The sequence below is a fragment of the Bacillus sp. FSL W8-0223 genome, from assembly GCF_038006805.1.
Lineage (GTDB): Bacteria > Bacillota > Bacilli > Bacillales > DSM-4216 > Bacillus_O > Bacillus_O smithii.
In genome coordinates this window covers 1,359,698-1,385,748 of record NZ_JBBOVX010000001.1, presented here as the reverse complement: position 1 = coordinate 1,385,748, position 26,051 = coordinate 1,359,698, and the positions used below count along the sequence as shown (strand labels likewise).

29 protein-coding genes and 1 pseudogene are annotated in these 26,051 nt (G+C 39.6%); 7 read left to right on the top strand and 23 right to left on the bottom strand.

What is annotated here, in order from left to right:
* Positions 1–55: 55 nt before the first annotated feature.
* Both rpmF and NST81_RS06855 read right to left on the bottom strand, forming a co-directional pair.
* The gene (gene rpmF / locus NST81_RS06860; RefSeq protein ID WP_003354468.1) at positions 56–229 is read right to left on the bottom strand and encodes a 50S ribosomal protein L32; all 174 of its coding nucleotides are present in this window, start codon (positions 227–229) and stop codon (positions 56–58) included.
* A 64-nt stretch (positions 230–293) separates the two neighbouring features.
* A complete protein-coding gene (locus tag NST81_RS06855) occupies positions 294–824 on the bottom strand; it encodes a YceD family protein (RefSeq protein WP_327832439.1) in 531 nt (176 codons plus the stop codon).
* Between the two features lie 181 nt (positions 825–1,005).
* On the opposite strand from NST81_RS06855, the gene NST81_RS06850 reads away from it, so the two are divergent.
* Positions 1,006–2,217, top strand: a complete 1,212-nt coding sequence (locus NST81_RS06850; RefSeq protein WP_341029045.1) for a nucleotidyltransferase — start codon at positions 1,006–1,008, stop codon at positions 2,215–2,217.
* A gap of 142 nt (positions 2,218–2,359) precedes the next feature.
* Here NST81_RS06850 and NST81_RS06845 read toward each other — a convergent pair whose 3' ends face one another.
* Positions 2,360–3,418, bottom strand: coding sequence for a SepM family pheromone-processing serine protease (locus NST81_RS06845; RefSeq protein WP_003354463.1), 1,059 nt, complete (start codon positions 3,416–3,418; stop codon positions 2,360–2,362).
* Positions 3,399–4,235, bottom strand: coding sequence for a patatin-like phospholipase family protein (locus NST81_RS06840; protein ID WP_187118558.1), 837 nt, complete (start codon positions 4,233–4,235; stop codon positions 3,399–3,401). The genes NST81_RS06845 and NST81_RS06840 overlap by 20 nt, the downstream gene beginning before the upstream one ends.
* A 171-nt stretch (positions 4,236–4,406) precedes the next feature.
* Between NST81_RS06840 and ylbJ the strand changes: the two genes are divergently transcribed.
* Entirely contained in the window at positions 4,407–5,624 is a 1,218-nt protein-coding gene (gene ylbJ / locus NST81_RS06835; RefSeq protein WP_328201479.1) for a sporulation integral membrane protein YlbJ, read from the top strand.
* A 55-nt stretch (positions 5,625–5,679) separates the two neighbouring features.
* Here ylbJ and coaD read toward each other — a convergent pair whose 3' ends face one another.
* Positions 5,680–6,180: a pantetheine-phosphate adenylyltransferase gene (coaD, locus tag NST81_RS06830; protein WP_003354460.1), complete on the bottom strand. Its 501-nt coding sequence runs from the start codon at positions 6,178–6,180 to the stop codon at positions 5,680–5,682.
* Positions 6,181–6,182: 2 nt separating this feature from the next.
* On the bottom strand, positions 6,183–6,755 hold the full coding sequence (gene rsmD / locus NST81_RS06825) for a 16S rRNA (guanine(966)-N(2))-methyltransferase RsmD (protein WP_048623089.1): 573 nt from the start codon (positions 6,753–6,755) through the stop codon (positions 6,183–6,185).
* Positions 6,756–7,292: 537 nt separating this feature from the next.
* Here rsmD and NST81_RS06820 point away from each other — a divergent pair.
* Positions 7,293–7,682, top strand: coding sequence for a DUF7147 family protein (locus NST81_RS06820; RefSeq protein WP_048623088.1), 390 nt, complete (start codon positions 7,293–7,295; stop codon positions 7,680–7,682).
* A gap of 133 nt (positions 7,683–7,815) precedes the next feature.
* On the opposite strand, the gene NST81_RS06815 is transcribed toward NST81_RS06820, so the two are convergent.
* The 5 genes from NST81_RS06815 to ylbD all read right to left on the bottom strand — a co-directional run bounded on the left by NST81_RS06815 (position 7,816) and on the right by ylbD (position 10,498).
* Positions 7,816–8,091, bottom strand: a complete 276-nt coding sequence (locus NST81_RS06815) for a YlbG family protein (protein ID WP_048623087.1) — start codon at positions 8,089–8,091, stop codon at positions 7,816–7,818.
* Positions 8,092–8,231: 140 nt separating this feature from the next.
* A complete protein-coding gene (locus tag NST81_RS06810; protein WP_003354456.1) occupies positions 8,232–8,675 on the bottom strand; it encodes a YlbF family regulator in 444 nt (147 codons plus the stop codon).
* 55 nt (positions 8,676–8,730) lie between these two features.
* Entirely contained in the window at positions 8,731–9,123 is a 393-nt protein-coding gene (locus tag NST81_RS06805) for a lipoprotein (protein ID WP_048623086.1), read from the bottom strand.
* 686 nt (positions 9,124–9,809) lie between these two features.
* Positions 9,810–10,067 (bottom strand): YlbE-like family protein, encoded by a 258-nt coding sequence (locus NST81_RS06800; RefSeq protein WP_048623085.1) that lies wholly within the window; start codon positions 10,065–10,067, stop codon positions 9,810–9,812.
* 20 nt (positions 10,068–10,087) lie between these two features.
* Positions 10,088–10,498, bottom strand: a complete 411-nt coding sequence (gene ylbD / locus NST81_RS06795; protein ID WP_053083227.1) for a YlbD family protein — start codon at positions 10,496–10,498, stop codon at positions 10,088–10,090.
* 133 nt (positions 10,499–10,631) lie between these two features.
* Between ylbD and NST81_RS06790 the strand changes: the two genes are divergently transcribed.
* Entirely contained in the window at positions 10,632–11,114 is a 483-nt protein-coding gene (locus NST81_RS06790; RefSeq protein ID WP_048623084.1) for a PaaI family thioesterase, read from the top strand.
* 69 nt (positions 11,115–11,183) lie between these two features.
* On the opposite strand, the gene NST81_RS06785 is transcribed toward NST81_RS06790, so the two are convergent.
* Entirely contained in the window at positions 11,184–12,248 is a 1,065-nt protein-coding gene (locus NST81_RS06785) for a CAP domain-containing protein (protein WP_341029035.1), read from the bottom strand.
* A gap of 459 nt (positions 12,249–12,707) precedes the next feature.
* Between NST81_RS06785 and NST81_RS06780 the strand changes: the two genes are divergently transcribed.
* Positions 12,708–13,067 (top strand): YugN family protein, encoded by a 360-nt coding sequence (locus NST81_RS06780; protein ID WP_048623081.1) that lies wholly within the window; start codon positions 12,708–12,710, stop codon positions 13,065–13,067.
* 65 nt (positions 13,068–13,132) lie between these two features.
* Here the strand turns inward: NST81_RS06780 and NST81_RS06775 are convergent, their stop codons facing one another.
* From NST81_RS06775 to cyoE, 7 genes are all read right to left on the bottom strand, one after another.
* Complete coding sequence (locus NST81_RS06775; RefSeq protein WP_048623080.1) at positions 13,133–13,594, bottom strand: DUF420 domain-containing protein; 462 nt, start codon at positions 13,592–13,594, stop codon at positions 13,133–13,135.
* Positions 13,595–13,819: 225 nt separating this feature from the next.
* The gene (ctaG, locus tag NST81_RS06770; RefSeq protein ID WP_341029032.1) at positions 13,820–14,725 is read right to left on the bottom strand and encodes a cytochrome c oxidase assembly factor CtaG; all 906 of its coding nucleotides are present in this window, start codon (positions 14,723–14,725) and stop codon (positions 13,820–13,822) included.
* A gap of 281 nt (positions 14,726–15,006) precedes the next feature.
* The gene (gene ctaF, locus NST81_RS06765) at positions 15,007–15,339 is read right to left on the bottom strand and encodes a cytochrome c oxidase subunit IVB (protein WP_048624417.1); all 333 of its coding nucleotides are present in this window, start codon (positions 15,337–15,339) and stop codon (positions 15,007–15,009) included.
* A gap of 3 nt (positions 15,340–15,342) precedes the next feature.
* On the bottom strand, positions 15,343–15,972 hold the full coding sequence (locus tag NST81_RS06760; protein ID WP_003354444.1) for a cytochrome (ubi)quinol oxidase subunit III: 630 nt from the start codon (positions 15,970–15,972) through the stop codon (positions 15,343–15,345).
* A complete protein-coding gene (ctaD, locus tag NST81_RS06755) occupies positions 15,972–17,843 on the bottom strand; it encodes a cytochrome c oxidase subunit I (protein WP_328201500.1) in 1,872 nt (623 codons plus the stop codon). The genes NST81_RS06760 and ctaD overlap by 1 nt, the downstream gene beginning before the upstream one ends.
* A 29-nt stretch (positions 17,844–17,872) precedes the next feature.
* Positions 17,873–18,952 carry a cytochrome c oxidase subunit II gene (gene coxB, locus NST81_RS06750; RefSeq protein WP_003354442.1) on the bottom strand — a complete coding sequence of 360 codons (1,080 nt, stop codon included), beginning with the start codon at positions 18,950–18,952 and terminating at the stop codon, positions 17,873–17,875.
* Positions 18,953–19,054: 102 nt separating this feature from the next.
* Positions 19,055–19,966 (bottom strand): heme o synthase, encoded by a 912-nt coding sequence (gene cyoE, locus NST81_RS06745; RefSeq protein ID WP_048623077.1) that lies wholly within the window; start codon positions 19,964–19,966, stop codon positions 19,055–19,057.
* 512 nt (positions 19,967–20,478) lie between these two features.
* Here cyoE and NST81_RS06740 point away from each other — a divergent pair.
* Positions 20,479–21,441, top strand: coding sequence for a COX15/CtaA family protein (locus NST81_RS06740; protein WP_048623076.1), 963 nt, complete (start codon positions 20,479–20,481; stop codon positions 21,439–21,441).
* A gap of 241 nt (positions 21,442–21,682) precedes the next feature.
* On the opposite strand, the gene NST81_RS06735 is transcribed toward NST81_RS06740, so the two are convergent.
* The 3 genes and pseudogenes from NST81_RS06735 to NST81_RS06725 all read right to left on the bottom strand — a co-directional run.
* A complete protein-coding gene (locus NST81_RS06735; protein ID WP_341027798.1) occupies positions 21,683–23,044 on the bottom strand; it encodes an IS1182 family transposase in 1,362 nt (453 codons plus the stop codon).
* A 137-nt stretch (positions 23,045–23,181) separates the two neighbouring features.
* Positions 23,182–23,382 (bottom strand): YlaI family protein, encoded by a 201-nt coding sequence (locus tag NST81_RS06730; protein ID WP_081473078.1) that lies wholly within the window; start codon positions 23,380–23,382, stop codon positions 23,182–23,184.
* Between the two features lie 310 nt (positions 23,383–23,692).
* Positions 23,693–24,193, bottom strand: a pseudogene (locus NST81_RS06725) (magnesium transporter CorA family protein); the annotation flags it as partial.
* 142 nt (positions 24,194–24,335) lie between these two features.
* Between NST81_RS06725 and NST81_RS06720 the strand changes: the two are divergent.
* Entirely contained in the window at positions 24,336–25,451 is a 1,116-nt protein-coding gene (locus NST81_RS06720; protein ID WP_003352762.1) for an IS4 family transposase, read from the top strand.
* A 120-nt stretch (positions 25,452–25,571) separates the two neighbouring features.
* On the opposite strand, the gene NST81_RS06715 is transcribed toward NST81_RS06720, so the two are convergent.
* Positions 25,572–26,045 (bottom strand): CorA family divalent cation transporter, encoded by a 474-nt coding sequence (locus NST81_RS06715; protein WP_341029025.1) that lies wholly within the window; start codon positions 26,043–26,045, stop codon positions 25,572–25,574.
* Positions 26,046–26,051: the final 6 nt, after the last annotated feature.

The window sequence follows — 26,051 nt, the reverse complement described above, 5'->3', positions numbered from 1 at the left end:
CTTTGCAGCCATGCAAAAAACGCGAAGGATAAACTTCCTTCGCGTTTTTTGAAGATTATTTATTCACAACTTCTTTTCCTTTGTAAGTTCCGCATGATGGACATACACGGTGAGCAAGTTTCATTTCACCGCAGTTTGGGCATTCTACCATTCCTGGTACTTGCAATTTATAATGAGTACGACGTTTGTTTTTTCTTGTTTTAGATGTTCTTCTAAAAGGTACTGCCATTTTTCCCACCTCCTTACAGAGAGCTATAATCTATGAAGGCCAGAATAAGCTGGTTCTTCTCGGTTTATTTGTCATCAGCAAAAAGATCAGCCAGCTTTGCCAAACGTGGATCTATTTTTTCGCTTTCTTCTTGAAGAAGTTGATCCTCCGTCAACAGCTTCCAATCTTTTCCTGATGGAAGTTCTTTCTTCTTCGCATCTTCACTAATCACTTGCAATGGCACTTCTGCCAATAACATTTCCTTTATGACAGGCAACAAATCCAGCGTATCCCCTTGAACCTTATGGACATCTTCATCTTCCCAATCCTGTCCGGGCCATTCTTTCAAGACGTATATCTCGGTTGAATCGATCGCAAACGGGTACGGTACATCGACCAACGTCCGAGCGCACGGAAGAATAAATTGACCCGTGACATGAAGATGAAACGTCACTTTTTCAGAACTTATATCAGCTCTTCCCGTAATATGTACGGGGGAAAGATCGCGGATTTGTTCATCCATTTGTTTTAATTCCGGTATCTCTACCGTCTCGTCAATGATAAAGTCATCACGATTTTTTCGTAATTGTGCAACGGACCACTTCAAAAAAATCACCTCAAGGCAACAGAAATAATTATATATTCCCCTTATATGATTGTCAACTTTTTTTCTTTACAGGATAAAGAAAACTATTCTTAGTATACCACTTTTTCATCTATTATCTTCTTTTTGTTGATCCATCCATCCTTCCCCGCTAGAATGAAAATAACAATTTGCTTTCAAAGGATGAGAAAACATGAAAAGTGCTGGAATTGTGGTTGAATATAATCCTTTTCATAACGGCCACCTGCATCATATTTTGCAAACGAAACGAATAACAGGCGCTGAAGTGCTGATCGCCGTGATGAGCGGCCATTTTTTGCAAAGAGGGGAACCGGCACTCCTTTCCAAATGGGCGAGGGCAAAAATGGCCCTGCATTCCGGAGTTGACCTTGTCGTGGAGCTCCCTTATTATTTTGCCACTCAGAAGGCCGAAACCTTTGCTTTCGGAGCCATTGCTCTTTTACACGAGCTCGGTGTGGACAGTTTTTGTTTTGGAAGCGAATCAGGGGATATCAAAACGTTTGAAAAAACGGCCAACTTGTTGGAAGAACAAAATGAACAGATTCAAAACGAAGTACAAAAATGGATCAAAACGGGCATAAGCTACCCAAAGGCTCAATCACTGGCCATGAAAAATGTTTTAAAAGACGTTTCTCTTTTAGATACGTCCAAGCCCAATAATATTTTGGGCCTTCAATACATCAAAGCAAAGAATCGACTGTCACCGGACATGAAAGCGTATACGATCTCTCGCCAAGGAGCAGGATACCACGATAAACAACCGAACAAGTCGATAGCAAGCGCTACCGGGATTCGCCATTCTATTTTTCATCCAAATGGTGTTCGGTTAGACGGTGTAAAACCCTATGTTCCGAACACGACCTTTACCGAATTAAAAAAATATCTTTCCACTTTCGGAGTTCTCCATCATTGGGAATTGTATTGGTCCTATTTGCAATATCAATTGCTTTCTGCCAAGCCGGAAGAACTGCAGTCGATCTACGAAGTGGAAGAAGGAATTGAATATCGGCTGATCGAGGCGGCCCATCAATCCACTTCTTTCCAACAGTTTATGGAATCCGTTAAGACAAAGCGATATACATGGACACGCCTGCAACGAATGTGCGTACATATTTTAACTCATGCTTCAAAAGAACAGATGGCGGCTGAATCAGACTATCCTTCCTATATCAGAGTGCTAGGGATGACATCAAAAGGGCGGGAATATTTAAGAAATGTAAAAAAAACATTACAGATTCCATTGATCGCCAAGGCGTCCGCTTATCGGAATCTGCTTACAGCTGATATAAAAGCGACTAATATTTTCGCAATAGGATTGCCTTCAAACAAACGTTCAGCGCTGCTTAACAGCGATCTTCTCTTTTCCCCGGTCATCATCCCTTAATTGGTTATATCTTCACCAGAAATGAAGAGACAAACGGAAGATGGAATGAAAAACAGGTTTCCTTTCGTTTGGAGGGTTTGTTTTTGGCCCTGATCCAAAACGATGAGGCATCCCGGTTCTCGTTCCATTTTTTTGTATCTCATCATTCCTTTGGTTTTAGTTTCTGCAAATAATCAAGGGCATCATCCAACGTTTTGACGGGAACAATTTTCATATTCGTTTTCGTATCTTTTGCCGCCTTTACCGCTTCTTGATAATTCGTTTGTATTTCCGGGTGCTTCTTCTTCCATTCTTTCGGGATTGGATCATTAGGAGCGAAAAAGATATCCGCTCCAGCTTTATCAGCGGCCACTACTTTATAAGCAATTCCTCCAATTCGACCAACGGTTCCATCCGGAGAAATGGTCCCTGTACCAGCAATTTTATATCCTTTTGTAATATCTTGTTTCACTAACTGATTATAGATTTCCAAACTGAACATGAGTCCTGCAGAAGGTCCGCCAATGTTTTTCGTGTTGATCGTCACTTTAGGATGAGTGGTTACTTTTATATCGTCCATTAATCCTATTCCAATGCCAGTTTTATGTTTCTGCATAGGGAATTTCATTGTACTGATCGGTTTTGTGATTTGTTTTTCTTTGCGAACAAAAGTGACTTTCAACTGTGTACCCGGTGGTTTAGATTGGACATATTTCATAAATTGCGAGGATGAAACTAAATTCCTGCCGTCTACCGCAATAATCCTATCTCCTGGCTTTAATACCTTTTCTGCGGGCATATCAGGAAAAACATCCAACACATACACTCCTTTAAAGTCAGTACGATACGGCCGTTTGATTTTATGGAAAGCGGCCATGATCGCATTATTTTTTGAGCTGTTCATATCATATAGTTGGCGGACATTGTATTCTTCATCTGTTTCCTCATCGCCAAACAATTCTTTTTCCGGGATAATGTCTTCATACTTGCGAATAGAAGCCAACAAATAAGTCGGAAGAGTGGCTTTTACAATCTTCACTGTAGTCAGCATCAGTTCTCCTTTTTCCTTTGTCCCGCCTTCGACCTTGATGACCGAATCCAGTTCATGGGCGATTCCCGGCTCCGTAATATAAAAAGGAAGAGGGAAAAATAGCACTGCAGCTAAACATAATCCTGTTATAAATAAAAAAAAGTATGACTTTTTAGTTCGTTTCACCCTCATGGTTCTCCTTCCAGTCGTCTATAATAGTTAAAATTTCAGGAATCTTTTTGCGGGCTTCATTTTCACCTGCTTGAATAATTTCTTGGATATTGGTAAAACTTCGCGAATTGAATTTTTCTACTGGTGGTTTGATCATGAGATGTGATTCTACCGTACGATTTTCCATCGCTTCTAGCTGTAAAATGTCGATGCTCTGAATGATGACGTCATAAATCGTCGAAATATCCGTCCCTTTTTTCACTCCCGACACATCAACCCCGATGATAATATCCGCCCCCATTTCCTTTACTACCGAAACAGGGACACGATCGACCACCCCACCGTCCACCAATAGTTTACCGTTCCATTTTTCTGGGACAAAGATTCCGGGAATGGAAATGCTCGCCCTTACGGCATCCGCTACAGGACCTTTCGTGAATACCACTTTTTCTGCTTGCTTCAGATCCGTGGCGACAATCGCAACGGGCAACATTAAGTCTTCAATATTTTTGCCATGAGTCAATAAACGAATCATGTCTTTGATTCGATTGCCCGCAATCAATCCCATTTTAGGGACAGTAAAATCTAAAAAGAACTTTTTCCGAAACGCTAAGGAAAACTTGCTTAATTGCTCCATACTGTGGCCCGCACCATAAAAACTCGCGACAAGAGCACCCATACTGCTGCCTGCAATCATATCTATTGGAACGGAAGCCTCTTGAAATGCTTTTAATACCCCCACGTGGGCAAATCCCTTTGCTCCCCCGGATCCGAGAGCAAGACCGATCTTAGGTTTTGCCAAAACTTCTCCGACCTCCTTTTCTATCAGCTTCCACATTTCCGGTATTTCTTTTTCGGCTCAACTCATTTGTTATCATATGGTCTATTTCAAAAACGTATGAGTATATTGAATTATCAGGACAAGAATTTCACGGCAGTCATCTTTTTCCCTATCTTTTTACCTTTCCCTGCCATTTAAGAGCGAAACTTCAGATAGGAGGTACAGAACTTGACCCCTTCCAAATTAAAAACGGCTGTTTTAGCGCTAATGGCGACCATCTTTACGTTTTCTTTGATTATGTTTCCAGAAGAGGCGTTTGAAGCATCCATTAGAGGATTAAATATGTGGTGGGAGGTAGTATTTCCTTCCCTGCTTCCATTTTTTATCATATGTGAAATGTTGATCGGCTTTGGAGTGGTCAAATTTATCGGTGTCTTGCTAGAGCCATTAATGCGCCCTTTGTTCCGCGTACCAGGTGCCGGTGGATTTGTCTGGGCGATGGGAATTGCATCCGGATTTCCGGCAGGGGCAAAACTGACAGCCAGGTTGCGCCAGGAAGGACAGCTGACTCGAAATGAAGCAGAAAGGTTAGTGTCTTTCACGAATTCTTCTAACCCGTTATTTATTTTTGGAGCCGTTTCAGTAGGATTTTTTTATAATCCCCATCTCGGCGTCATTCTAGCTCTCTCTCACTATTGCGGGAATTTTCTTGTTGGTTTAACCATGAGATTTTACGGAGAAGACCGGAGAGAAAAAAGAACAAAGAATAAGCAAACCTCTCTCTTAAAAGCAGCGTTTCACGCCTTGCATGAAACAAGAATAAAAGAAAACAGACCGATCGGAAAACTATTGGGAGATTCCGTTATGTCATCCATTCAAACTCTTTTGATGATCGGCGGATTTATTATTTTATTTTCCGTCGTCAATAAGCTATTGTACCTTCTACATATTACGTCTTTTGTCAGTCAAATCGTTCAAGCCATTTTTTCCCTGTTCGGGCTTTCTGCAAGCTTAAGCATCCCTTTTATATCAGGATTGTTTGAAATTACGCTTGGCAGCCAAATGATCAGCCAAGTCCCCCACGTACCGACGATTGAACAAGCAGTCCTTGTCAGCTTTATTCTGGCCTTTAACGGATTTAGTGTTCAAGCACAAGTGGCGAGCATCTTGGCGCAAACGGATATACGCTTTAAACCCTTTTTCTTTGCTCGTTTGCTTCACGGCATTTATGCTTCGACGATTGCTTTTTTGCTTTGGCCGCTTTTATACGAGCACTTTTTCAAAAATGGAGAAACCCTTCATTCCCTTCCGGTTTTCAGAAGTGGAAGTCAATCCATGTCTTTGCTTCACTGGTTTGAAAACAACGGCCCCTTCATCACCATTTGCGCACTAGTGGTCTATTTATTTCTCTACGCTCGCCGTTCTTTTCCTGAACGAATACGTTAAGGCAAAGCCAGCCATTACGGAGGAATATCCCTTCCACAATGGCTGGTTTTGTTCGCTACTTTTGACCGTTGTGCAATTTTTTGAATTTCTCCTTTAACGCCTTCTCTACCTCTTTTGGAACAAGAGCCGAAATTTCAGCATTATATTCTGCTGCTTCTTTAATAATGCTGGAACTCAAAAAGGAGTATTGGTTGTTTGTCATCATAAAAAAAGTCTCAATATTTTCATCGAGAAATTTGTTCATCGAGGTGATTTGCATCTCATATTCAAAATCAGAAACAGCTCGGAGGCCTCTTAGAATGACATTGGCATTGACGCTTTTGGCATAATCTACAAGCAAACCATGGAAAGAATCAATTTCCACATTCGGTATATGTTTTGTCACTTTACGGATCAATTCCATCCTCTCTTCCACTGTAAACAACGGTTTTTTTGCAAAATTGTGAAGTACCGCTACATATACCTTATCGAATACTTTTGCTCCTCTTTGAATGATATCCAGATGACCGTTTGTAATCGGATCAAAACTCCCTGGACATACGGCAATCCTTGTCATTTCTAATCCCCCTTTTCTTCTGTGTCCTCTGTCATTCGATAAATGGTGACCCCAATGATTCCATAAGTCTCATGTTTCCATTGCCGAAGATTTCCTGATCGGGCAGGGAGCGTGACTTCTTTACTGTGTTCACAAACGATAAAGCCATTTTCTTTTATGTATCCATTATTAAAAATACTCAAAAGCTCCTCCAATTTTTGTTTTCTATAAGGTGGATCCAAAAACACACCATCAAATCGGATTCCCCTTTTCTTTAGAACTTGCAAAGCTCGAAAAGAGTCATTTCGATATACTTCGCTTTGTTCCCGGAAACCACAAAAGTCGATATTGGCATGGATAGTCTGAATCGCTTTTGAATCTTTATCGACAAAAATCATTTTTTCGAATCCCCGACTTAAGGCTTCTATGCCTAACCCGCCGCTCCCTGCAAACAAATCTAGACCAATACCTCCGGAAAAATATGGTCCTACCATATTAAAAATCGCTTCTTTTACCTTATCGGTAGTCGGTCGAGTCGATTTTCCGGGAACAGCTTTCAATTGTTTTCCTTTACAAATTCCAGAAATAACTCGCATGTTTACTCACCATTGTTATAAAAATTCTTTCTCATGGTAACATAATTTGATCATCATCGCCACTAGGAAGCGTTTTCATCATCATTCTCATTGTTTCTTATGGCAGATGCTTTCCATTCTTTACGTATAAATCGAAAGAAAACGGGAACAATAAAAGTGACAGCACCAAAAAGGAAGGTGTTGTTGTCAACCGCGGAGAAGACTTACGTTTCCCCATAAGTTCTTCCTCCGGTTTCTCCTCTCCCTTTACCTTCTATCCTTTTACTAGGAATTAGAAGGGCCCTGCAGGAAATCCTGCAGGTTTTTTTTGTTAACATTCTGTCGTCGATAAGCGCTCATAGTATTCTTGATGGACGTTTTCGACAAATATTTTTCAAGATCCTAAAACTAGCAAATTGTCCGCTTTTCTTGAAATCTCCGCGCTTTTCTCCTTTTCTCTTTTTTTGGATTCATCGTTTCTCCTCAGATTGTCATGTTGAGCTCTAGAAGCAGTCGCGCTACAATGAAAGAGAATGACAACGAGAACGGAGGATGAAGATGATTCAACGATTTATTGAACTAGGAGAAGGCTATTCCGATCTATATGAATTAATTGAAATTGCGAAATCCAATCAGCACCGCTTAGCTCATTTAATGGCTTTTCACACGACCATTGATGACCGTCCCGCAACGTCCCTTGTCGTCGTATTGAATCCAACAGAACGAGGCGAGTTTCAGCCTTTGTATATTTGCAGAGAAGGCATTCCTCATCCTAGTCATAAATCTTCTCAACGATGGAATGATTTTAAAAGTGCGGCGACCTCGCTTGGGAAGGAAATCATTGAGTTAGATGTAAAACCGTCCACATTTTTTGCCGAAAAAGAACTGTTTTATCAATATCTTATCGGCATTTTGCGGATGAATCGCTATATTCCGCCTCTTCAATAAAAAATGGAAACAGGAAACCAAGAAAGACCTCGTTCAAAAGGCTTCTATGTATCTTGGAATTTTTTCTCTGCAGCGAATGCTGCAAAAAACGGATCGATGAATTAAAAAGGGGAGGACTTCCCCTTTTTTCCCTTTATAAGCCTATCTTATAATCATATTCTTTTGCTTTATCCGGTTTTGAGTTTTCGAATTCCGTTTTTAAAAAAGGTTTAAAGGAAGGCTCTACTTTTTTGACAAAGGGTAATGTGGATATTTTTTTCATGCAGTCTTCTATTTCATCTTGGTTGCAGTACACAACCGCATACTTCATTTTTTTTGAGACATAATGGACATTTCCATATCTTCTTAACGTCTTGGCTTGTTTTAAACTATAGAGCCAAACGATCATCGCTTGTCTTGCTGTAAACATAGCATCTCCTCATTTTTTCAGAATATTCACATTCAGTCTATCACTTTTTTTTACTGCAATCAATGTTCTTAGGCGCCTGTTTAAGGGATTCAAAAAGCAAAGCACGCGTTTGTTGCTTTGCTTTTTTGAAAGTATGAAATTTACGCAGAGCAGCTGCAAGCTCCTCCTGAACCGCACCCGCAACCAGATGATTTCTCGAAAAAGGGGTTACCAACCGGTACTTTAATATGCGGTGACACGGAATGAGCAATCAACAGGCTGACCTCATCCAATAATTGTTGCAATGCATTTTCCGCTTTCCGAAAATTTGCGACATTTTCATCCAGATCCATTTCTCTTTTCGCTTCACGGATATTTTTCATCACATCCGCATAATCAGGATGATAGCGTCCAAAGCGCTGTACTTCTTCATATCGTTCTTTCAACCTGGAAAAGCGGTTGATTTTTTCTTTAGTAGATGGAGTTGTATATAGTCGATCGTAACACTTTCGATATTGTTCGGCGATATCAGATTGAACAATCATCTCAGCCAATTTCTCGGCTTCTTCTATTATTTCAATCGTTTCTAATGTTGCAGCAAGCAATACAGCTCACCTCCGTGCCTTCATTTTATCACGTTTTTTGGATGGAAGGAAAGAATCAAGGCACGGTCACATAAAATTGCTTTCTTAATCCTAAAGGATGATTGTTAGTATCCTTTATTTCGATATTGATTAAATGTGTGCCGCTAGGAAGCGATTCGATGATAAAAGCAGCCGTTCTGTATTCTCCGTAGCGAACGCCATCGATGGAAACAACTGCTTTTCCCCGCTTTTTTTGATTAGATTTTGTCATAAAAGTAATATCAGGAACAAAGCATTCCACATAAAGATCATTTGATCGTACGACATGGCGGACAACAAACAGAGAAGGATTCTTTTGTCCGGCGGCCTTTGCCGACTGTTCTAACGAATGTGTTTTCGAAACATCCGGATTTTGCTGGCAAGAAGCAAGAATGAAAACGAAAAAAATGATAAAAACAATTTTCTTCATAAGAATCGTACAGGATCCCTCCCTTGGGGTTGCAGTGATCCACTATATGTGGAGGAACTATATGGATTTTGCATTCGCAAAAACACTTCCTGTACTTCCTCCCTTCTAGATATTGAATTCGTTAACATAGACTCTCAATTTTATGGCACTTTTCATCCCCTGGACATTGGTTGCATTGAGGAAGTTCGATAAAGAAAACCGTTGAAGAGCTTTTTCAACACGAAAAACGAAATGGTCCAATTTAAGTTTGATTCAAGTCAAGATGACAACTGTATCTTCAGCCGTCGAGCTGTTCGTTTGTCTTCAAAGTGACAAGATGCAAACAAATTTACTCTCTTTATCGGACAACGGAAAACAATCATTCAGTGCAAGAGAAGATCCCTTTATTTTCCCTGACAAAGCTTTAACCGTCTAATCTCTCCCCTTCTTTTCCAATCAAAATGGCATCGATGATCATAATGAGTGCTTTTTTTATAGTTTTTACCAGCGATCTTCATTTATACAAAAAAGTTGAAAAGCTTTTCCGCAGTTGTTTTCTCTTACCAAGTAAACGTTGAGTTAAAACTCCATCATTTTCATTTTGGTGTATGACGACAGAAGGCAGGAACCAGCAAAATCATTAAAATAAAGAATGAAATTCCATTCACTTCTAGACATTTGAACGATCCAAATAAAAAGAACCGTTATCACTCCGCCGGTTCTTGGTTTCCATTATTCTGGATGGATGGCAGCATGCCCATCATCATCTTTGCTATTTGAATGCCGTTTGAAAATTTTTCCATTTGATGAGGGATCGTCCTTTTAAAATAATGAAGCGATTGAATCTCAAATTTTTCTAAATCCTCAGGTCTGCGGCTTAAAATTCGGTACCATTGCGGTTGTTCCCTCAAGAATTGCCTCAATTCATTTCTGGAATAAATATAATCAACTATTTCTTTTCTCACAAACGTTCCTCCTTTTTCTTCTAGTCTTTTCGAAAACCGAAGAAAGATTGTTCCGGTCTGTTGGGAGATTGTTTTGGAGATGGGGTTGCAGAAGAATTAGTTTGAAACTGCGCCAACAAATTTTGAAGCGCACCAATGGCCTGATTCATATGATAGAGATGCTCCTGAAGCTGATTGGGATCTATTTTTTTAAGCGATGTAAAAATCGTTTCCGTCCACTTGGAACTTTTTGGCTTATCTGATTCCGAACGCTCAGCAGCTTTCTCTTTATATTTGTCCCAGAGAGGATCTTCTTCCCCAAGCAGATACCATTCCTCAAAAAATTCTTGGAGGGTTTTATCCTTATTGTTGACTTCCTGAATAATTTTCGGGTGTGCTTTGACAAATTCTTTAAATTTCAATACTTGAGGATGCAGCTGCTTTTGGCCCAAGGAACCATCACCTCCTGTTTTTCCCATTTACTACATCGTATGATTTTCACTTAAAAGAGTGATTCTCAAGATTTCTATCTCGTGATAAGATAGAAAAACAACAGTAAAACTTTTTCAGGGGGGATCGCTCAAAATGAAAGAACCATTGTTCCAGTTATTTCAACAAGTAATAGAGAAAACAAACGAAAAAGAAAAAACCATTCTTAAAGAGCTGTTGGAAAGATATGAGAATTATATCGGTTCCGATGAACCTTATTTAGGAAGATTGCTTGGAATGCAAAAAAACGTAACCGATTCCAATTGCGAAATCACGATACCTATTACTGAAATTATTCATAACCATTTAGGTATCGTTCACGGGGGGATTACGGCAACTCTTTTGGACAGCGTGATGGGAACAATAGCAAGCCATGTGGCCCCTGATGGTCATGGAGCGGTCACTTCCAACTTAAACATTCATTATATCGCCCCAGGTAAGGGAGATAGCCTTACTGCCGTTGCAAACGTCATACATAAAGGCACAAAAACGATTGTAGTAGAAGGGGAAGTCTATCTGGACAATAGAAAAAAAATTGCCCACGCTACTGGGACATTTTTTATCGTCAAGATTCGATAAAACGAAAGCGTTTTAATTAGGGGAATCATGAATGGGAAAGAAAAAGAGGAAGTTTGCAATATACTTCCTCTACCATTTTTCTTTTTGAATAAAATCCTGTGTATAGTAAGTTTTGTAAACCCCGACTCCTAAGTGCGAATAATTTTTCTCCAGAAGTGCTTTCCGATGGCCTTCCGAATTCAGCCATCCTTGTACGGCTGCAGGACCGTCAACGTAATGGGCAGCAATATTTTCACCCGCCATCTGATAAGGAATCCCTGCTGCTTTTAAACGCGTCGCTAGATCTCCTTGTGACGGTGAATCATGCGAAAAATAATTTTTATCGCTCATTTCTTTACTGTGCCCGAACGCGACATTTGCCGTTTTTTCATCCCACTTCAGCGGCTCTAGATGAAACTCTTTTCGTATCATATTCGTTATATCAAAAATCTGTCGTTGCTCACCTTTTTCGATCATGTTCCATTGACCAGCCGTCGGATTCGGCCATTCAGGAAGTTCTCCTTGGTATATCAGCTCATACGGTTTTTGGCGAAGCAAAATTTCTTCATTGACAAATCGTACACTGGATAGCGTCCCTGAAAATTTATCCAAATACAATTGAGCGTAAATCCCCCCCATTTTTACTAACGGCTGAAGGTTTAAATCCTCTTCCGACAGTTCAAATCGATAATTCCCCGCACTAGTTTTAATCACGATTTCAGGATTCATGGAATAGGTTCGAAAAATATCGTCGATCCGTTGTCCAATTTTAAACGGCTGTACGTTTGCATCATGGCCAATGGCATAGACAGCAACCACCTTATTTTGTTCGACGCCAAATTGTATATACGAATTTTGATTTTGATAAATCCACCAATGATACCCGTATTGCGTTGAATCGATGCGGACCGGTTTCCCAAATTTAGAAATGACTTGCTGTTCGGATTTTCCGATAAAAAAAGCTAAACTTTCTTTCGGCAATTTTTCAGCCACATGTGTTTCTTGTGATCGTTTCTCTTCGCTTCCTTTCCATTTAAGAGAGTTGTCTTGCAGCGGCGGCTGTAAAAATCCCCGGTTCTCAGCATATTGATTTAAGTAAACTCCCATCACCAGAATGATGCTCAAAACCACAAGGACTCTCAAAATCGTTCGCAATCATTTCCCTCCTTCTAATTCTTTCAAGCTTGCAACAAGTAATCGTTCGGATGCCAGCCTTCATAACCAAGCCGTCTATCGAAAATCCCACTTTCGCTTTTGTGAGACTTTGCTTTTGAAACTCGTCACAATCAAATATCATTATCCCGAACTAGTTGTCCTCAGTCGTGCAGAAAAGAACATTTTAAAGAGACGTTTCGCTTGTTCCAAACATTTACGGATATTCTTTTAATCACTAGAATCATACATGATCGCATTCGAAAAATCTACGTCTATTGTTCCACATTCAATGCAGAGAAAATCATTCATAAAATATTTTATGCGATAGAAAATAAAAAAGATGGATTGAATAAATGTCTTGGATATATTTGCAAGCAGAATTTTTTTCGACTATTATAAAAATAAGATAATGGACTTTTCGCAATTTTCTTTAAAACTCTTTTTTGGGAGGATTTGTCCATGAAATTTGAAAATGTTGGTTTAGAAAAATACAAAGCAGATTTAAACCGCTTGGACGAAATTATGGAAGAACATCGATTGATTCGTGCGGGACAGTGGGATTATGAACGTGTCACATACGATCGCAAATTTGAATTAAAAGAAGGCGTATATTATCTTCGCGTCCAAGGATATGCCGTAGAAGGCGATGTGGGGGCTCATGATGCCGTCATTCAGTTAATGACACCCATTCTTGGAAAACATTATTATCCGCACGGGATAGAATATGGTGATGACGAATATTATCCCGAATATTTGGTGAAAGAATGTGAATCCGTTCTTTCCGCCGTCAAAAAAGAGATTGAATCTTTCGCCGTGTAGAAAAAGCGCAAAGCCAACCTTCAGTCGGCTTTGCGCTTCTTTAGATTTCAGCACCTAAATAATGCTCAATACCCCAAGATCGCTTTTAGCATCGAAGTTGTTTCGCCGCCTTTGTAAAATACGTAAAGCAGCAAATACACAGCGATCCCCGTAATCGCTGTGAAAAACCAGATAATGCTCGTAACAGGTCCTATTTTCCGATGTTTTTCAAATTTGCTTTTGTAGCCAAGCCAAAGGGTAACAGCTCCAAAAATCCCCCCGATTGTCGCAAGGAAAATATGGAAAATCAAAAAAATCGTATAGTAAACTTTCATATTAGCGGGACCGCCGAAAGCTGTGTTGCCAATAAACAAAGTTCTGCTTAAGTAAATGATAAAAAAGGTCAACGCAAAAATGGCGGCTGCCGTCATCAATTTTTGATGAGTATCTCTTTTTCCTTGTACAATTTTGATCCAACCGATACCGATTAGTACGGCACTTATGACAATGCAAGATGTGCTAATGGTAGGTAAAATAGGAAGCGTCATTTCCTTTCTCCTCTCTTCTTAACCATTTTACTATGTACATAACCATTCGCATTTCTATTTAGGACTATGACAAAACTCTGGGAATGAACCGGATGATGTTTCGTTCCATCCGTTATGTTTTTTAAACCGGGCATTCTTTATGGTTCTATAAGAAAGGCTCCTTTTAAAAAGGAACAGACTCTCTTCTTGGGAATCTTCTTTCCGATTGAGCGTATTTCATTTAAGCTACCATTTCGTTTGGTGCTCACGAAGAGAAGCTTCCGTAATTTGATCGGCTTCAAGCTGTTCTTTTCGGTACCAATCAAAGAAAATTCGGGCCAGCACAATACCATAAACAACTTCTTGTATAATTTTCATCAACACTCCACCAAGCTGTTGATCTTCGATTACCGGCAAATTGGAAAACAGCTCGGGGCCGGAAAGTTCCAAACCATTTAGAGTGTTGGTTGGAACGCACAATTGCATCGATTGCAGCCAAGAAGACGGATCGCTGTACGTGTTATATAGAGGATGGCCGGAAAAAATAATCAATCCGCAAGCAGGGGTCAAAAGTACGGCATCAGCGATTAAATATCCGACCTTGCGTAATCCGCTCAAATTCGAATGTTCGGGCAAATGATTCATCAGCGGCCACCACATAAAAAGGGCAAATTCAAATAAGACAACCGTGAAAAGCCCATGAAAGATCCCGTTCTTGTTAATCTTATCAAGAATAGCTGGAATATGGTAGAAGGAAAAAAGCCCGTTGAAAGCAATCGCTGCCATTAATGGTTTTGTCAATAACGAAAAAATCGGCTTGATGATTGGCAATTCAATTATGTATTTCCAAAACCATACCGGAATTCCTTTTATGAGGATCGGAGGCAGAACCAAGCAAAGAATGGCCATTTGAACCATGTGATATGAAAACATAATATGGCTCATTAAATCAACGGGAGAGCCTTTAATACCATACAAAATCACCATGGCCAGAATAAAATGCAATAATTCTTTTTTGGTCAAAGGTTTACTGTTCGGAAAAACATTTCTCCATTTGATCATCAGCAAAAGGTAAAAGACTGTCATCAAAAGTATGGCCATCAAAAAATACGGGCTCCACAACGCTTGAAACCCAAATATTGTGATTGGCATTGCTTCATCCCCTCATTCCCGTCAATTGCCCATAATATCATTATACTTTCTCTGCCAAACAGGAACAATGCAACAATTGACAAGTTTATGATTTTTCGCTGCCTTTGCGTTATGGTTTTACCGTTTTATCGAATGAGCCGAAAAGCCAACCGTTATGGCTGGCTTTTCGTTTCTTCAATCTTTCCCACACCGCATCCATCAAAAGATGAGTGAAACAGTAGGCCAATACAAAGTCCTGCCATCAGGATAAAATAGTCATTCTTATCCGTCATTTTCACTTTTTAGATCCAAACAATCGTCGCAAACGTCAATACAGTTAAAAATGCGACGAAGACTGCGGACCAGAAAAATAGTGAAGGAGCTTCATGGCCTTTATGACTCATGTGCATAAAATAATATATTTGAAACAACACTTGTATGCAGGCCAGCAGCAAGACAAATGGCAGCACAAACCATTTCGATAAACCCGCCCCAACGGCCACAAACGCTATCAGCGTTAAAAAGAGCATCAGCGTGAAGGACACAATCTGCATTCTCATTTCTTCCGCATTTCTTCTTCTTCGAAACTTATAGTCGATTCTTGAATTTTCTTGATTGACAGGTTGATCCGTCATCATTCATCCCACCTTTCCCATCAAATATACGACAGTAAAGATAAACACCCACACGACGTCAATAAAATGCCAATACAAGCTGGCTACATAAAATTTCGGTGCATTGTAAAGAGTTAAGCCGCGTTTCGCATTGCGAATCATTAATGTCAAAATCCATAACAATCCAAAAGTAACATGGGCTCCGTGAAATCCGGTCAATGTATAAAAAGCCGAACCGAACGCACTGCTGGTAAAAGTATGATGAAATTCATGAACATAATGATTAAATTCATAAATTTCCGCTACCAAGAAGCCTATTCCAAGAAGTACAGTGATGAACAGCCAAGCCTGCATGCGCTTAAAATTGTAATTCCTCATATGGTAAATGGCATAGACGCTGGTAAGGGAACTTGTTAAAAGAAGCATCGTCATCGTAAATACGAGCGGCAATTCAAATAATTCTTTTGCATGCGCTTGATTAGGATTTGGAACTTTATCTTTTAAAGCGATATATGTTGCAAAAAGGGAGGCAAACATGACGGTCTCGCCTCCAAGAAACAACCAAAAGCCAAGAAATTTATTTTTCCCTTCAATGGTCGCTTTTTCAGGCAATTCGGGCCATGTTTGCGGCGTAAACTTTTGTTCCGCTTCCATTATGCCTTAACCCCCTTTTCCGAATCTTCCAACAATTCTTCTTTGTGAATATGGTAGCCATGATCGTCCTTCACGGAACGGATCAACATGGAACCGAATGTGATGGCCAAGCCAACGAACAACACTGGAATTCCCAACGGTGAATCAGCATGATACATTACGCCGAAAGAAGCAACAAATAAACCAAAAGCGATGAAGAACGGAAGTATGGATGAATTCGGCATATGAATATCACCGATCGGTTCAGCGGGCGTCAGTTCATTGCGCCCTTCCATTTTTTCCAGCCAATAAGCATCCAATCCACGAATCAGTGGTGTTTGTTTAAAATTATAATATGGCGCCGGCGAAGAAACGGCCCATTCAATTGTCCGTCCATCTCCCCACGGATCATTGCCGACTCTCTCTCCTTTGGCTGTGGAAGCGATGATGTTGAACAGTAAGATGAAAACGGCAATTCCCATCAAACCGGCCCCAATTGAGCTGACCAAGTTTGGAGTATCAAAGCCCTGATTAGGCAAATACGTCCATACTCGGCGCGGCATTCCCATTAAACCAAGGAAATGTTGAATAAAGAAAGTAAGATGGAAACCGATAAAAAAGAGAACAAATGTAATTTTCCCAAGAGTCTCATTTAACATTTTGCCAAACATTTTAGGCCAGTAAAAGTGAACAGCAGCCAACAAGGCAAATACAACGCCACCAACAATGACATAATGAAAATGCGCGACAATAAAGTAGGAATCGTGATATTGATAATCAGCCGGTGCAGCAGCTTGCATAACACCTGTAACCCCGCCAATGACAAATGAAGGAATAAATGCAATCGCATACAACATAGGAGTCGAAAAACGGATATTTCCTCCCCACATTGTCAAAAGCCAGTTAAATATTTTGATTCCTGTCGGAACAGCAATCGCCATAGTGGCAACGGCAAAAATCGCATTAGCGATCGGGCCTAGCCCAACCGTAAACATGTGGTGAGCCCACACCATGAACCCCAAGAAACCGATTAAAACGACTGCAAATACCATTGACGAATAGCCAAAAAGCCGTTTCCTCGAAAAAGTGGCAAATATTTCTGAAAATATACCAAAGGACGGCAATATTAAAATATATACTTCAGGATGTCCGAAAATCCAAAAAAGATGTTCCCAAATAATCGTATTTCCACCGCCTGCAACATCAAAGAAATTAGTTCCAAACAAGCGGTCAAACATCAATAAAAAGATTCCTACGGTTAAAGGCGGAAAGGCGAATAATATCAGAGCAGAGGCAACAAACGTAGTCCATGTAAACAGCGGCATTCTCATGTAGGTCATTCCTGGTGCCCGCATATTAATGATGGTGGCAAGAAAGTTAATTCCAGAAATCAACGTACCAAATCCTGATACTTGCAAACCAAGAACATAGAAATCAATGCCATGGCCTTTTGACGCAAGAGAAAGCGAAGCATAAGAAGTCCATCCGGCGTCAGGCGTTCCTCCTAAAAACCACGATAGGTTTAAAAAAAGTCCTCCAAAAAAGAACAGCCAAAATCCCAACGCATTTAAAAACGGGAAAGCTACGTCACGAGCTCCGATTTGAAGCGGAACCACTGCATTCATAAAAGCAAACAACAGCGGCATGGCGGCTAAGAAAATCATCGTTGTGCCGTGCATAGTAAATAATTCATTGTATGTTCCAGCACTGACGAAATCGTTATTCGGCACAGCAAGTTGAATGCGGATGAGAAGGGCCTCTACACCGCCTATCAGAAAGAACAGTCCGCCGGCCATTAAGTATAGAATGGCAATCTTCTTATGATCCACAGTCGTTAAATAATCCCAAAGAGTAGCGCCGAAACCTTTTTTCTTGGCAGCTATTGTACTCAAAGATTAACCCTCCTTTTTTGATAACCCATTTAATCTTGCACTTTAAGCGTCATTAAGTATGTCGCCAGCTTGTCAATTTGATCTTCTGTTAATTGTCCATACGCACCCGTCATTTTATTTCCGGGTTTGTATTTTTCGGGATCACGTATCCAATTTTTCAACTCTTCTTTGTTGTGATCAAGGACTCCGGCAATACGAGAGCGCTCTCCAAAATTGGCGAGATTCGGAGCAGTTCGGGCTTGCTCAGGCCGATTGTCCTGTGGCGTGACCGCGTGACAGCTGAGGCATTTTTGTTTAAAAATCTCTTGACCTTGTGCAGCGACTGGATCAGAAGGGGTTGTCACTTTAGCTGCCTGCATATCTTTGACCCATTGATTAAATTCATCCTTAGGAATAGCCTTCACTTTGAAATCCATTAAAGCATGGGAAGGTCCGCAAAGTTCAGCACACTTTCCGTAAAAGAGGTTTCCTGCTTCTTTTGCTTTCTTACCATCAAACTCCAGCCAGAACGTATTGACATTGTCGACATTCGCATCCATTTTTCCACCAGCAGCCGGCACCCAAAATGAATGCTTTACGTCGCTGGCTTTCACGCGAAAATACACTTTTTCATCAGTAGGAACGACCAAGTCTTGGCTTGTAATAATCTTTTGATTAGGATACTCAAATTCCCACCAATATAGATTGGCTCGCACATTGACGACCACCGCTTTTGGGTTCCCTTTTCCATCCTTATCATTTAAACCTTTATTATCGGCCAATTTAAAAGTAGCGGAAACCGTCGGTACGGCCAAAATCAAAAGAAGAATAATCGGAATAATCGTCCAAAGCAGTTCGAGTTTATGGCTCCCCTCCACCTGCTTCGGAATTTTGTCTTCATCCCCTTTTTTTCTTCGAAAGCGAAAAATGGCCACTACATAAACCACTACAACAACTAAAATAACCAATACCATAATGGCAGTGCTCAAAATCATCAAATCAAATTGCGTTTGAGCAACTTCGCCAGCTGGATCCAGAGCTGATAGAAACGGCTCCCCACAGCCGGAAAGTATCAGCCCCAAAACAGCTAAAACAGCAAACAGACGCCATTTTTTTAGCCTTGCTTTCATAGCCTCATCATACCCCTCTTTCATTGGATTCTAGTCAAGTTGACTAGTCCTCTATTTGGATTTCTTCGTGAAAAGAAAGAACTCCCAACCCCTTAGTTCGTCTTACACGACAGTCACAATCACCATCGTTACAAACAAAATCGTTAAATAATTCAAGGAATAGATGAACATGATACGTGCCCATTTCAAACTGTCTTTCATTTTATATCCATAAATGCCAAGAATTAACCATCCCAAGTTTAATATAGTGGCAAAAATTACAAAAAAATGACCTAATGACGTCATGAAGAATGGCAGAGGCAACAAGGCCGCAACCCACAAAACAATATGACGCTTCGTTACGTCAAATCCCTTTACAACAGGAAGCATCGGTATACCGGCAGCACGGTATTCTTCGCAGCGCTTCATAGCCAAAGCATAAAAATGAGGGGGCTGCCAAATGAACATAACGACAAATAACATAAAGGCAATCAAATTCATATGGGGATCAACAGCGGTCCATCCGATTAACGGCGGAATCGCTCCTGAAATGCTGCCTACAACCGTATTGCTGACAAAACGTCTTTTCGTCCAGAGTGTATATAAAACAACATAGCTAAATACGCCGATGATTCCCAGCACTCCAGCAGTAAACGTTGTCATAAAAAGGCTAATCGTTCCCAAAATAATAAAAGCAAAGCTCATGACCAAGACTTTTCCACTGCTGATTTTACCCGTGACGGTTGGACGTGATTTCGTTCTTTCCATGAACGGATCGATATCACGATCAATATAATTGTTCAAACTTGCCGCCCCGGCAATGACCAAGGAAGTTCCTAACATCGTAAAAAAGATGGTATCGAGCTGGGTCAAAAAATGGATGTTATTGAAGTGGAACGCCAGCCACATTCCGGTAAACGTTGTAATTAAATTGGAATTTACAATGCCGATTTTGATCAACGCCATGAAATCCTTCAAGGCAGTTGTTTCAGGAGCATTTTTTTCTGTCGTGGTAATGGCTCGAGTATTAGACACCGATTTTTCCTCCTTGTCAAAGAACAAAAATGTTCTTATTTTTTAATATAAATGATTATAGATGTTATTTCTAGCCATTCTTCTAAAATTTTGGAAATTCTCTTTCAAAATAGGTCGATCTCATTATGACTCCCACCCTAATAAATGATAAAAAGCCGTCAATATAATATTAAAACACAACGGTCGATCTTTTGTGAACAAATTATGAACTAAATATGGCTAATTTGTTACTACTACATCTAAAACATTTTCATCTTTCAAAATTTATAAGAAAATAGTAATGATTACAATGATAGATAATAAAGATCGGGGATGGTGGATTTCAAACAAAATAATAGCTATACCTCTTGATCCATCATGATGCGAAAATGCGAAAATTTTCACATGATTTTTGGTCAAAAAAGTTTGATAGTTTCCTTAATCATTGTTTTTTCTTTCATTGTTCTGTATGATCGTTACAGTGATAAACATCAAAACAACATTTTAATACTGATTTAAGAAGGTGAATAACATTGCATCGAGGATTAAAATGGTTGGCTGTTCTTTCTTCGCTCGGTATGCTTTTCGTGCTAATAGGAGGAGCTCTGGTAACCAAAACACATTCCGGGATGGGATGCGGACATTCATGGCCACTGTGTAAGGGACAGGTGATACCTGATCACATTACGGTTGCCACAGTGATAGAGTTGGCTCATAGATTTGTTACTGGTGGAGTCTCAATCTTTGTAGTGGCTTTATCGATTTGGTCTTGGATCGCCATCGGCCATGTGCGAGAAACAAAATTTTTAGTTATAATGTCCGTTTTGTTCTTAGTGCTGCAGGCATTAATTGGTGCCGCCGCCGTCGTTTGGGGACAGTCTTCTTTCGTTCTCGCACTCCATTTCGGTATTTCATTAATCTCTTTTGCAGCCATATTTTTGCTGACATTATTGATATTTGAAGTAGATAAAAAGTTTGATGCCGCTACTTTGACAATCAGCAAAAAAATGAAGTGGAATATTATCGGAGTGACCATATACAGCTACATCGTTGTGTACACTGGAGCGCTTGTCCGGCACACAAACGCCAGTCTCATTTGCAAAGATTGGCCCTTATGCGTGAATTCGCAGCCCGCACTTCCTGCCAATATGCACGAATGGATACAAATGGGGCACCGTCTCGCTGCTGCTGCCTTCTTCGTGTGGATTGCTTATATTACGTATATCGCAGTAAAACATTATAAGAATCAGCGGGTGATTTATTGGGGTTCAATCATTGCGTTAAGTTTGATGATCTTACAAGTGTTTACTGGCGCTTTAAGTATTTATACCCGTTTAAATCTCTATATTGCGCTCTTGCATGCCTTATTTATTTCTTGTTTATTTGCTCTTTTATGTTACTTAGTATTGTTAGTATTAAGAAGCAACGTGAAAGAACCAGGTATATCACCGGCAAAAGAAAAAATGTCCACTACTCGTCCAACAACTATTTCATAATGAAACGACATAAAAAAGGCGGCAAACCATTTCGTTTGCCGCCTCAGAGTGTAGACAAAAGGCATCCGAATGTGTGTATACGGATGCCTTTTGTCACTTTTATGCTTTCAAATGTTTGGAATAGACCCCTAGAGGGGTCTATCAGAGTGTAGACAAAAGGCATCCGAATGTGCGCTTTCGGATGCCTTTTGTCACTTTTATGCTTTCAAATGTTTGGAATAGACCCCTCCAGGGGTCTATTTTATGTTATTGCTGGACTTTTCCATGTCCAGCAAGCCATCTTTTTCAAATTCATTGCAGCAAAAGTTAGCATCGCCTGCATGGACAATTTTTTTAGACCTCTTAAGGTTGTCCAACGCATACCATGCTTTTCCTTTGCATCAGCAAAAACACGTTCAATGGTTTCTTTCCGTCTTGCATAAATGCTCTTATTCTCTTGTGTATGCCGAAGATGATCAGCTTCCTCTAAATAAAATTCCCATACATGTCGCTGAATCAGTTTTTTATGCTCCTTACTTTGGGTGCACTTCGAGAGGAATGGACAATCTTTACACTGGACTGGATCAGAAAAATATTGACGATAGCCTTCCTTCGTCGTAGTTGCATATTTTAACACTTGTCCTTGCGGACAAAGATAACAATCGTAGTATTCATCGTAAACATACTCATGTTTTTTGAAATAACCATCCTTTGTACGAGGGCGAGTATAAGGTAAAGCAGGGGTCATATCATTTTCAAATATGTATTGGGCAACGGCGGGAGTTTTATATCCAGCGTCAGCAGCAACCACAGCCGGTTTTCCATGTTTTTCGATGACTTTTTCAAGAAGTGGCTCCAATACGGAACTGTCATGAATATTCCCTGGCGTTACAATAGCCCCCAAAACAAAGCCATTTCGATCCGCAGCAGCATGGAATGAGTAAGCAAACTGTTTTGTTCGCTCGTCTTTTACGTAGTAACCACTTTCCGGATCAGTGGTACTTTCTTTTATTTCTTTATATTCTTCTTTCCCAAATTTATCTGGAGGAAATGGCTTTTTTCCATGTGCTTCTCGATCAGCATTTATCTCATCTTGTAGACGTGCTTGATAGGCTTTCGTTTCTTTTCGAACCACTTTCTTCACAAATTTATGCTTATTCGCACTCGCTTTGACATGAGTAGAATCAATAAAGACATGCTCACTGCTTATCAGCTTCTTATCTGCAGCTTCTTTCAAAATGCGATAGAATATCTGTTCAAATAAGTCTGTATCCTTAAAGCGTCGCTCGTAGTTTTTCCCAAACGTTGAAAAGTGAGGTACCTTATCATAAAAACCAAATCCAAGAAACCAACGGTAAGCCAGATTCGTTTCGATTTCCTCTATAGTTTTTCGCATGGAACGAATACCGAAGGTATATTGGATGAAAGCCATTTTAATCAATACAACTGGATCAATACTTGGTCGACCTCTTTCCGATGAATACATGTCTTGAACAAGCGAATAGATAAATGAAAAATCAATAGCAGCGTCGATTTTACGAACCAAATGATCTGCAGGTACAAGTTGGTCTAAAGCTATCATTTCTATTTGATCACGATTCATCTGTGTATTTTTTGTTAGCACTTCATCCACCTCAATTCATTACGGTATCTTAATTATACAAAAAAAGACTGTCGGCAAATCCGGTTTTTTCGGATTTGTCGACAGTCTGAGAAGTTCCTGTATTCGGAACTTCTTTTTTATTTTGTGCCATTCATAGACTATGAATGGTTGCTCATTTTTCCTGATCGGTATAAACGGAATTTCCCGGTGGCGATTCTTGCTTTTGTTCGTTCTGTAATCCGATCATGACACTCTTGGCACATATAGGTGTGGATCGGACGGTTCCTTAGCCGTTTTGCTAACACAGAATCGTCATCCAAATGGTCAACGCGGTCGCATAAAATGCATTTTACCCTCAAATTCAACACCTCATTACCAAATCAACTGTTCTTAAGTATACATTTTTTTTAAGTAAAAGGTAAGGGCCAAGAGTGGATGTCTGCGACCACTTTTTCTCATCATGTTTACGTCGACACTGATGCTTTATCTTATGATCATGCTGTAATGAAGACTTAGCCCTTTTTCCAACACTTTAAATAAATAAACCGTTGTTTTGAATCTACATCCGTTCATACCGATCTTTTAAAATAAACCAAAATTTTTATAAAAGGCCTGTCGTGATCGACACTTTCAATTCCGAAAAAGTTTACATGCTTGCTTATGATCGCCTCAGAAGAATCGCTTTTTCCAAAAAATGATCGCCGTAAAGCAAGAAAGAAAAGCGGAAATCATAATGGCAATTGTAAAGGCATGTGGATAATGCTGGAATGGTATGGAGACGTTCATTCCAAAAAAGCTGGCTACCATTGTAGGCAACGATAAGATAATGGTGATGGAGGTTAAAAACTTCATCACAATATTGAGATTGTTCGAAATGACAGAGGCGAAAGCGTCCATCATTCCGCTAAGGATAGAAGTGTATGTTTCCGCCATTTCAATCGCTTGTTTATTCTCGATGATCACATCTTCGAGAAGTTCTTGGTCGTCCTCATACATTTTTAAAAAATTCCCATTTAACAATTTTTGCATAACAAGATTATTGGACTTTAACGAAGTGGTGAAATAAACTAGGCTTTTTTGCAAATCCAACAACGTATATAATTCTTGGTTTTTCATCGATTGATGCAATTCGGCTTCAACTGAATCCGTTTTTTTATTAATTTGTTTTAAATCACTAGCATTGCAGTAATTAAATCTGATGATTCAAAATACTAAGAATGTTCAATTTTTTATTGATTTCGAAACAAAAAAATCCTTTACAATGGAAGTACAGGTGGTTCCTGCCCAAATCCAATCGTAAAGGATAACCATTATGGACAAGAATACACTAATTTCATCATTTGGTAAATGGGTTTCACCCATAAATATTCAAAAACTTAGCGAACAAGTCAAAGAATTGAAACAGGACTATTACACAAAAAAGCTGACAACAGAAGCCTATATTAAACTTTTATTGGTAGCCCAGCTGCTCGAATTTAAGAGCTTAGAGGAAATGAGTGATGCACTTGTAGACGAAGATCTTCAAAAAGCACTCGGATTTGAATCGATAAGTGCCTCTCAGCTATCCCGAAAAAACAATCAGATCCACCCACTAATTCTTGCAAATTTGTTCTTGGATCTTGTTTGGAAAATTCAACGGTACCATTATAAAAACGGAAAGAATATGCCACTGAAAATCATTGATTCAAGTACACTCCCGTTGAACTTGACCCATTATAAATGGGCAAAATTCCGGAAAACAAAAGCTGGTGTAAAGCTACACTTACGGCTCGTTTTCATGGATAAAGACACCGTCTATCCTGAAAAAGCAGTGATTACGACAGCAAAAGAACATGACCGAAATCAACTCGAAGTCCTAGTGGATGATCAAGAAGCCATGTATGTGTTTGACCGCGGTTATGTGGACTATGAACGTTTTGATCGGATGACAGATGATGGCTATTTCTTCGTTTCAAGACTGAAGAAAAACGCAGTCATTCGTGAAGTCTATACATTTTCACTTCCTGATGATTGTCACGTTCTATCCGATAAAATGGTCTACATTGGTACCACACAAAATCGTACTGAAAATGTCTTTCGTCTACTAGAAGTTATGGACACAAAAGGGAACTTACTTCGTTTCATCACCAACCGATTTGATTTAAAACCAGAAGAGATAAGTGATATTTACCGATCTCGCTGGGCTATTGAACTCTTTTTCAAATGGCTCAAGCAACACGTAGAAATTAAGCACTTTTATGGAATGAGTGAAACAGCTATTCAAAATCAAATTTTCTTAGCCCTGATCACGTATTGCTTACATGTTCTCATTCAATTGGAGATGAAAAGTAAGAAATCCCTACTTCGAATTACTCGTTGGTTAAAGAGAGCTCTGTGGAAACCAGCTTATGTTTGGTTGCGAAAATTTGATGGGCGAGCCAGTCCATAATCTCCCTTTTGTCGTTGTCGCTCTGGTTTAACTGTATATATTTACCAAATGGGCAGTGCCACCTTTCTTTAGGTTTTGTCTTTTTGGCACAAATTCACAAAAAATAATTAACAGAAAATTCTAACTATATTTATGCAATGCTAATGGTTTTAAATACAATAAATAATAAGTGGAAATTTTATATAGCATTTGGAGACAAAATCTTGTCTTTTTGTAAGTATAAAATTCTTTTACTTTGTTTTGAATAAAATCATCGAAAACGGAATTTTCTTTTAAACAAACCGTTACAAAACATTTTTCCGTGACGATGATTCCCATTGGGATCGTTTCATAAAAAGGTTTCTGTTTAGAATGATTGAAACTCTTCAGCGGAATATCAATGATCATCAGCAATTGATTGCGATGCTTTTCAATTCTGGATCTCTCTTCTTCATCCAAAGCATCCTTAATAAAATCCAAAGGAATTTCAAGTCTTTGGACGACATTTTGAATTTCTTCCTCTGTTGGAGAGACTAATTTTATCCAACAGCCATTTTTTATTTCGTTTATTTCAATAAGGTTTCCATGTTCGCTTGTGTAATAAATATTCATCATAATGCT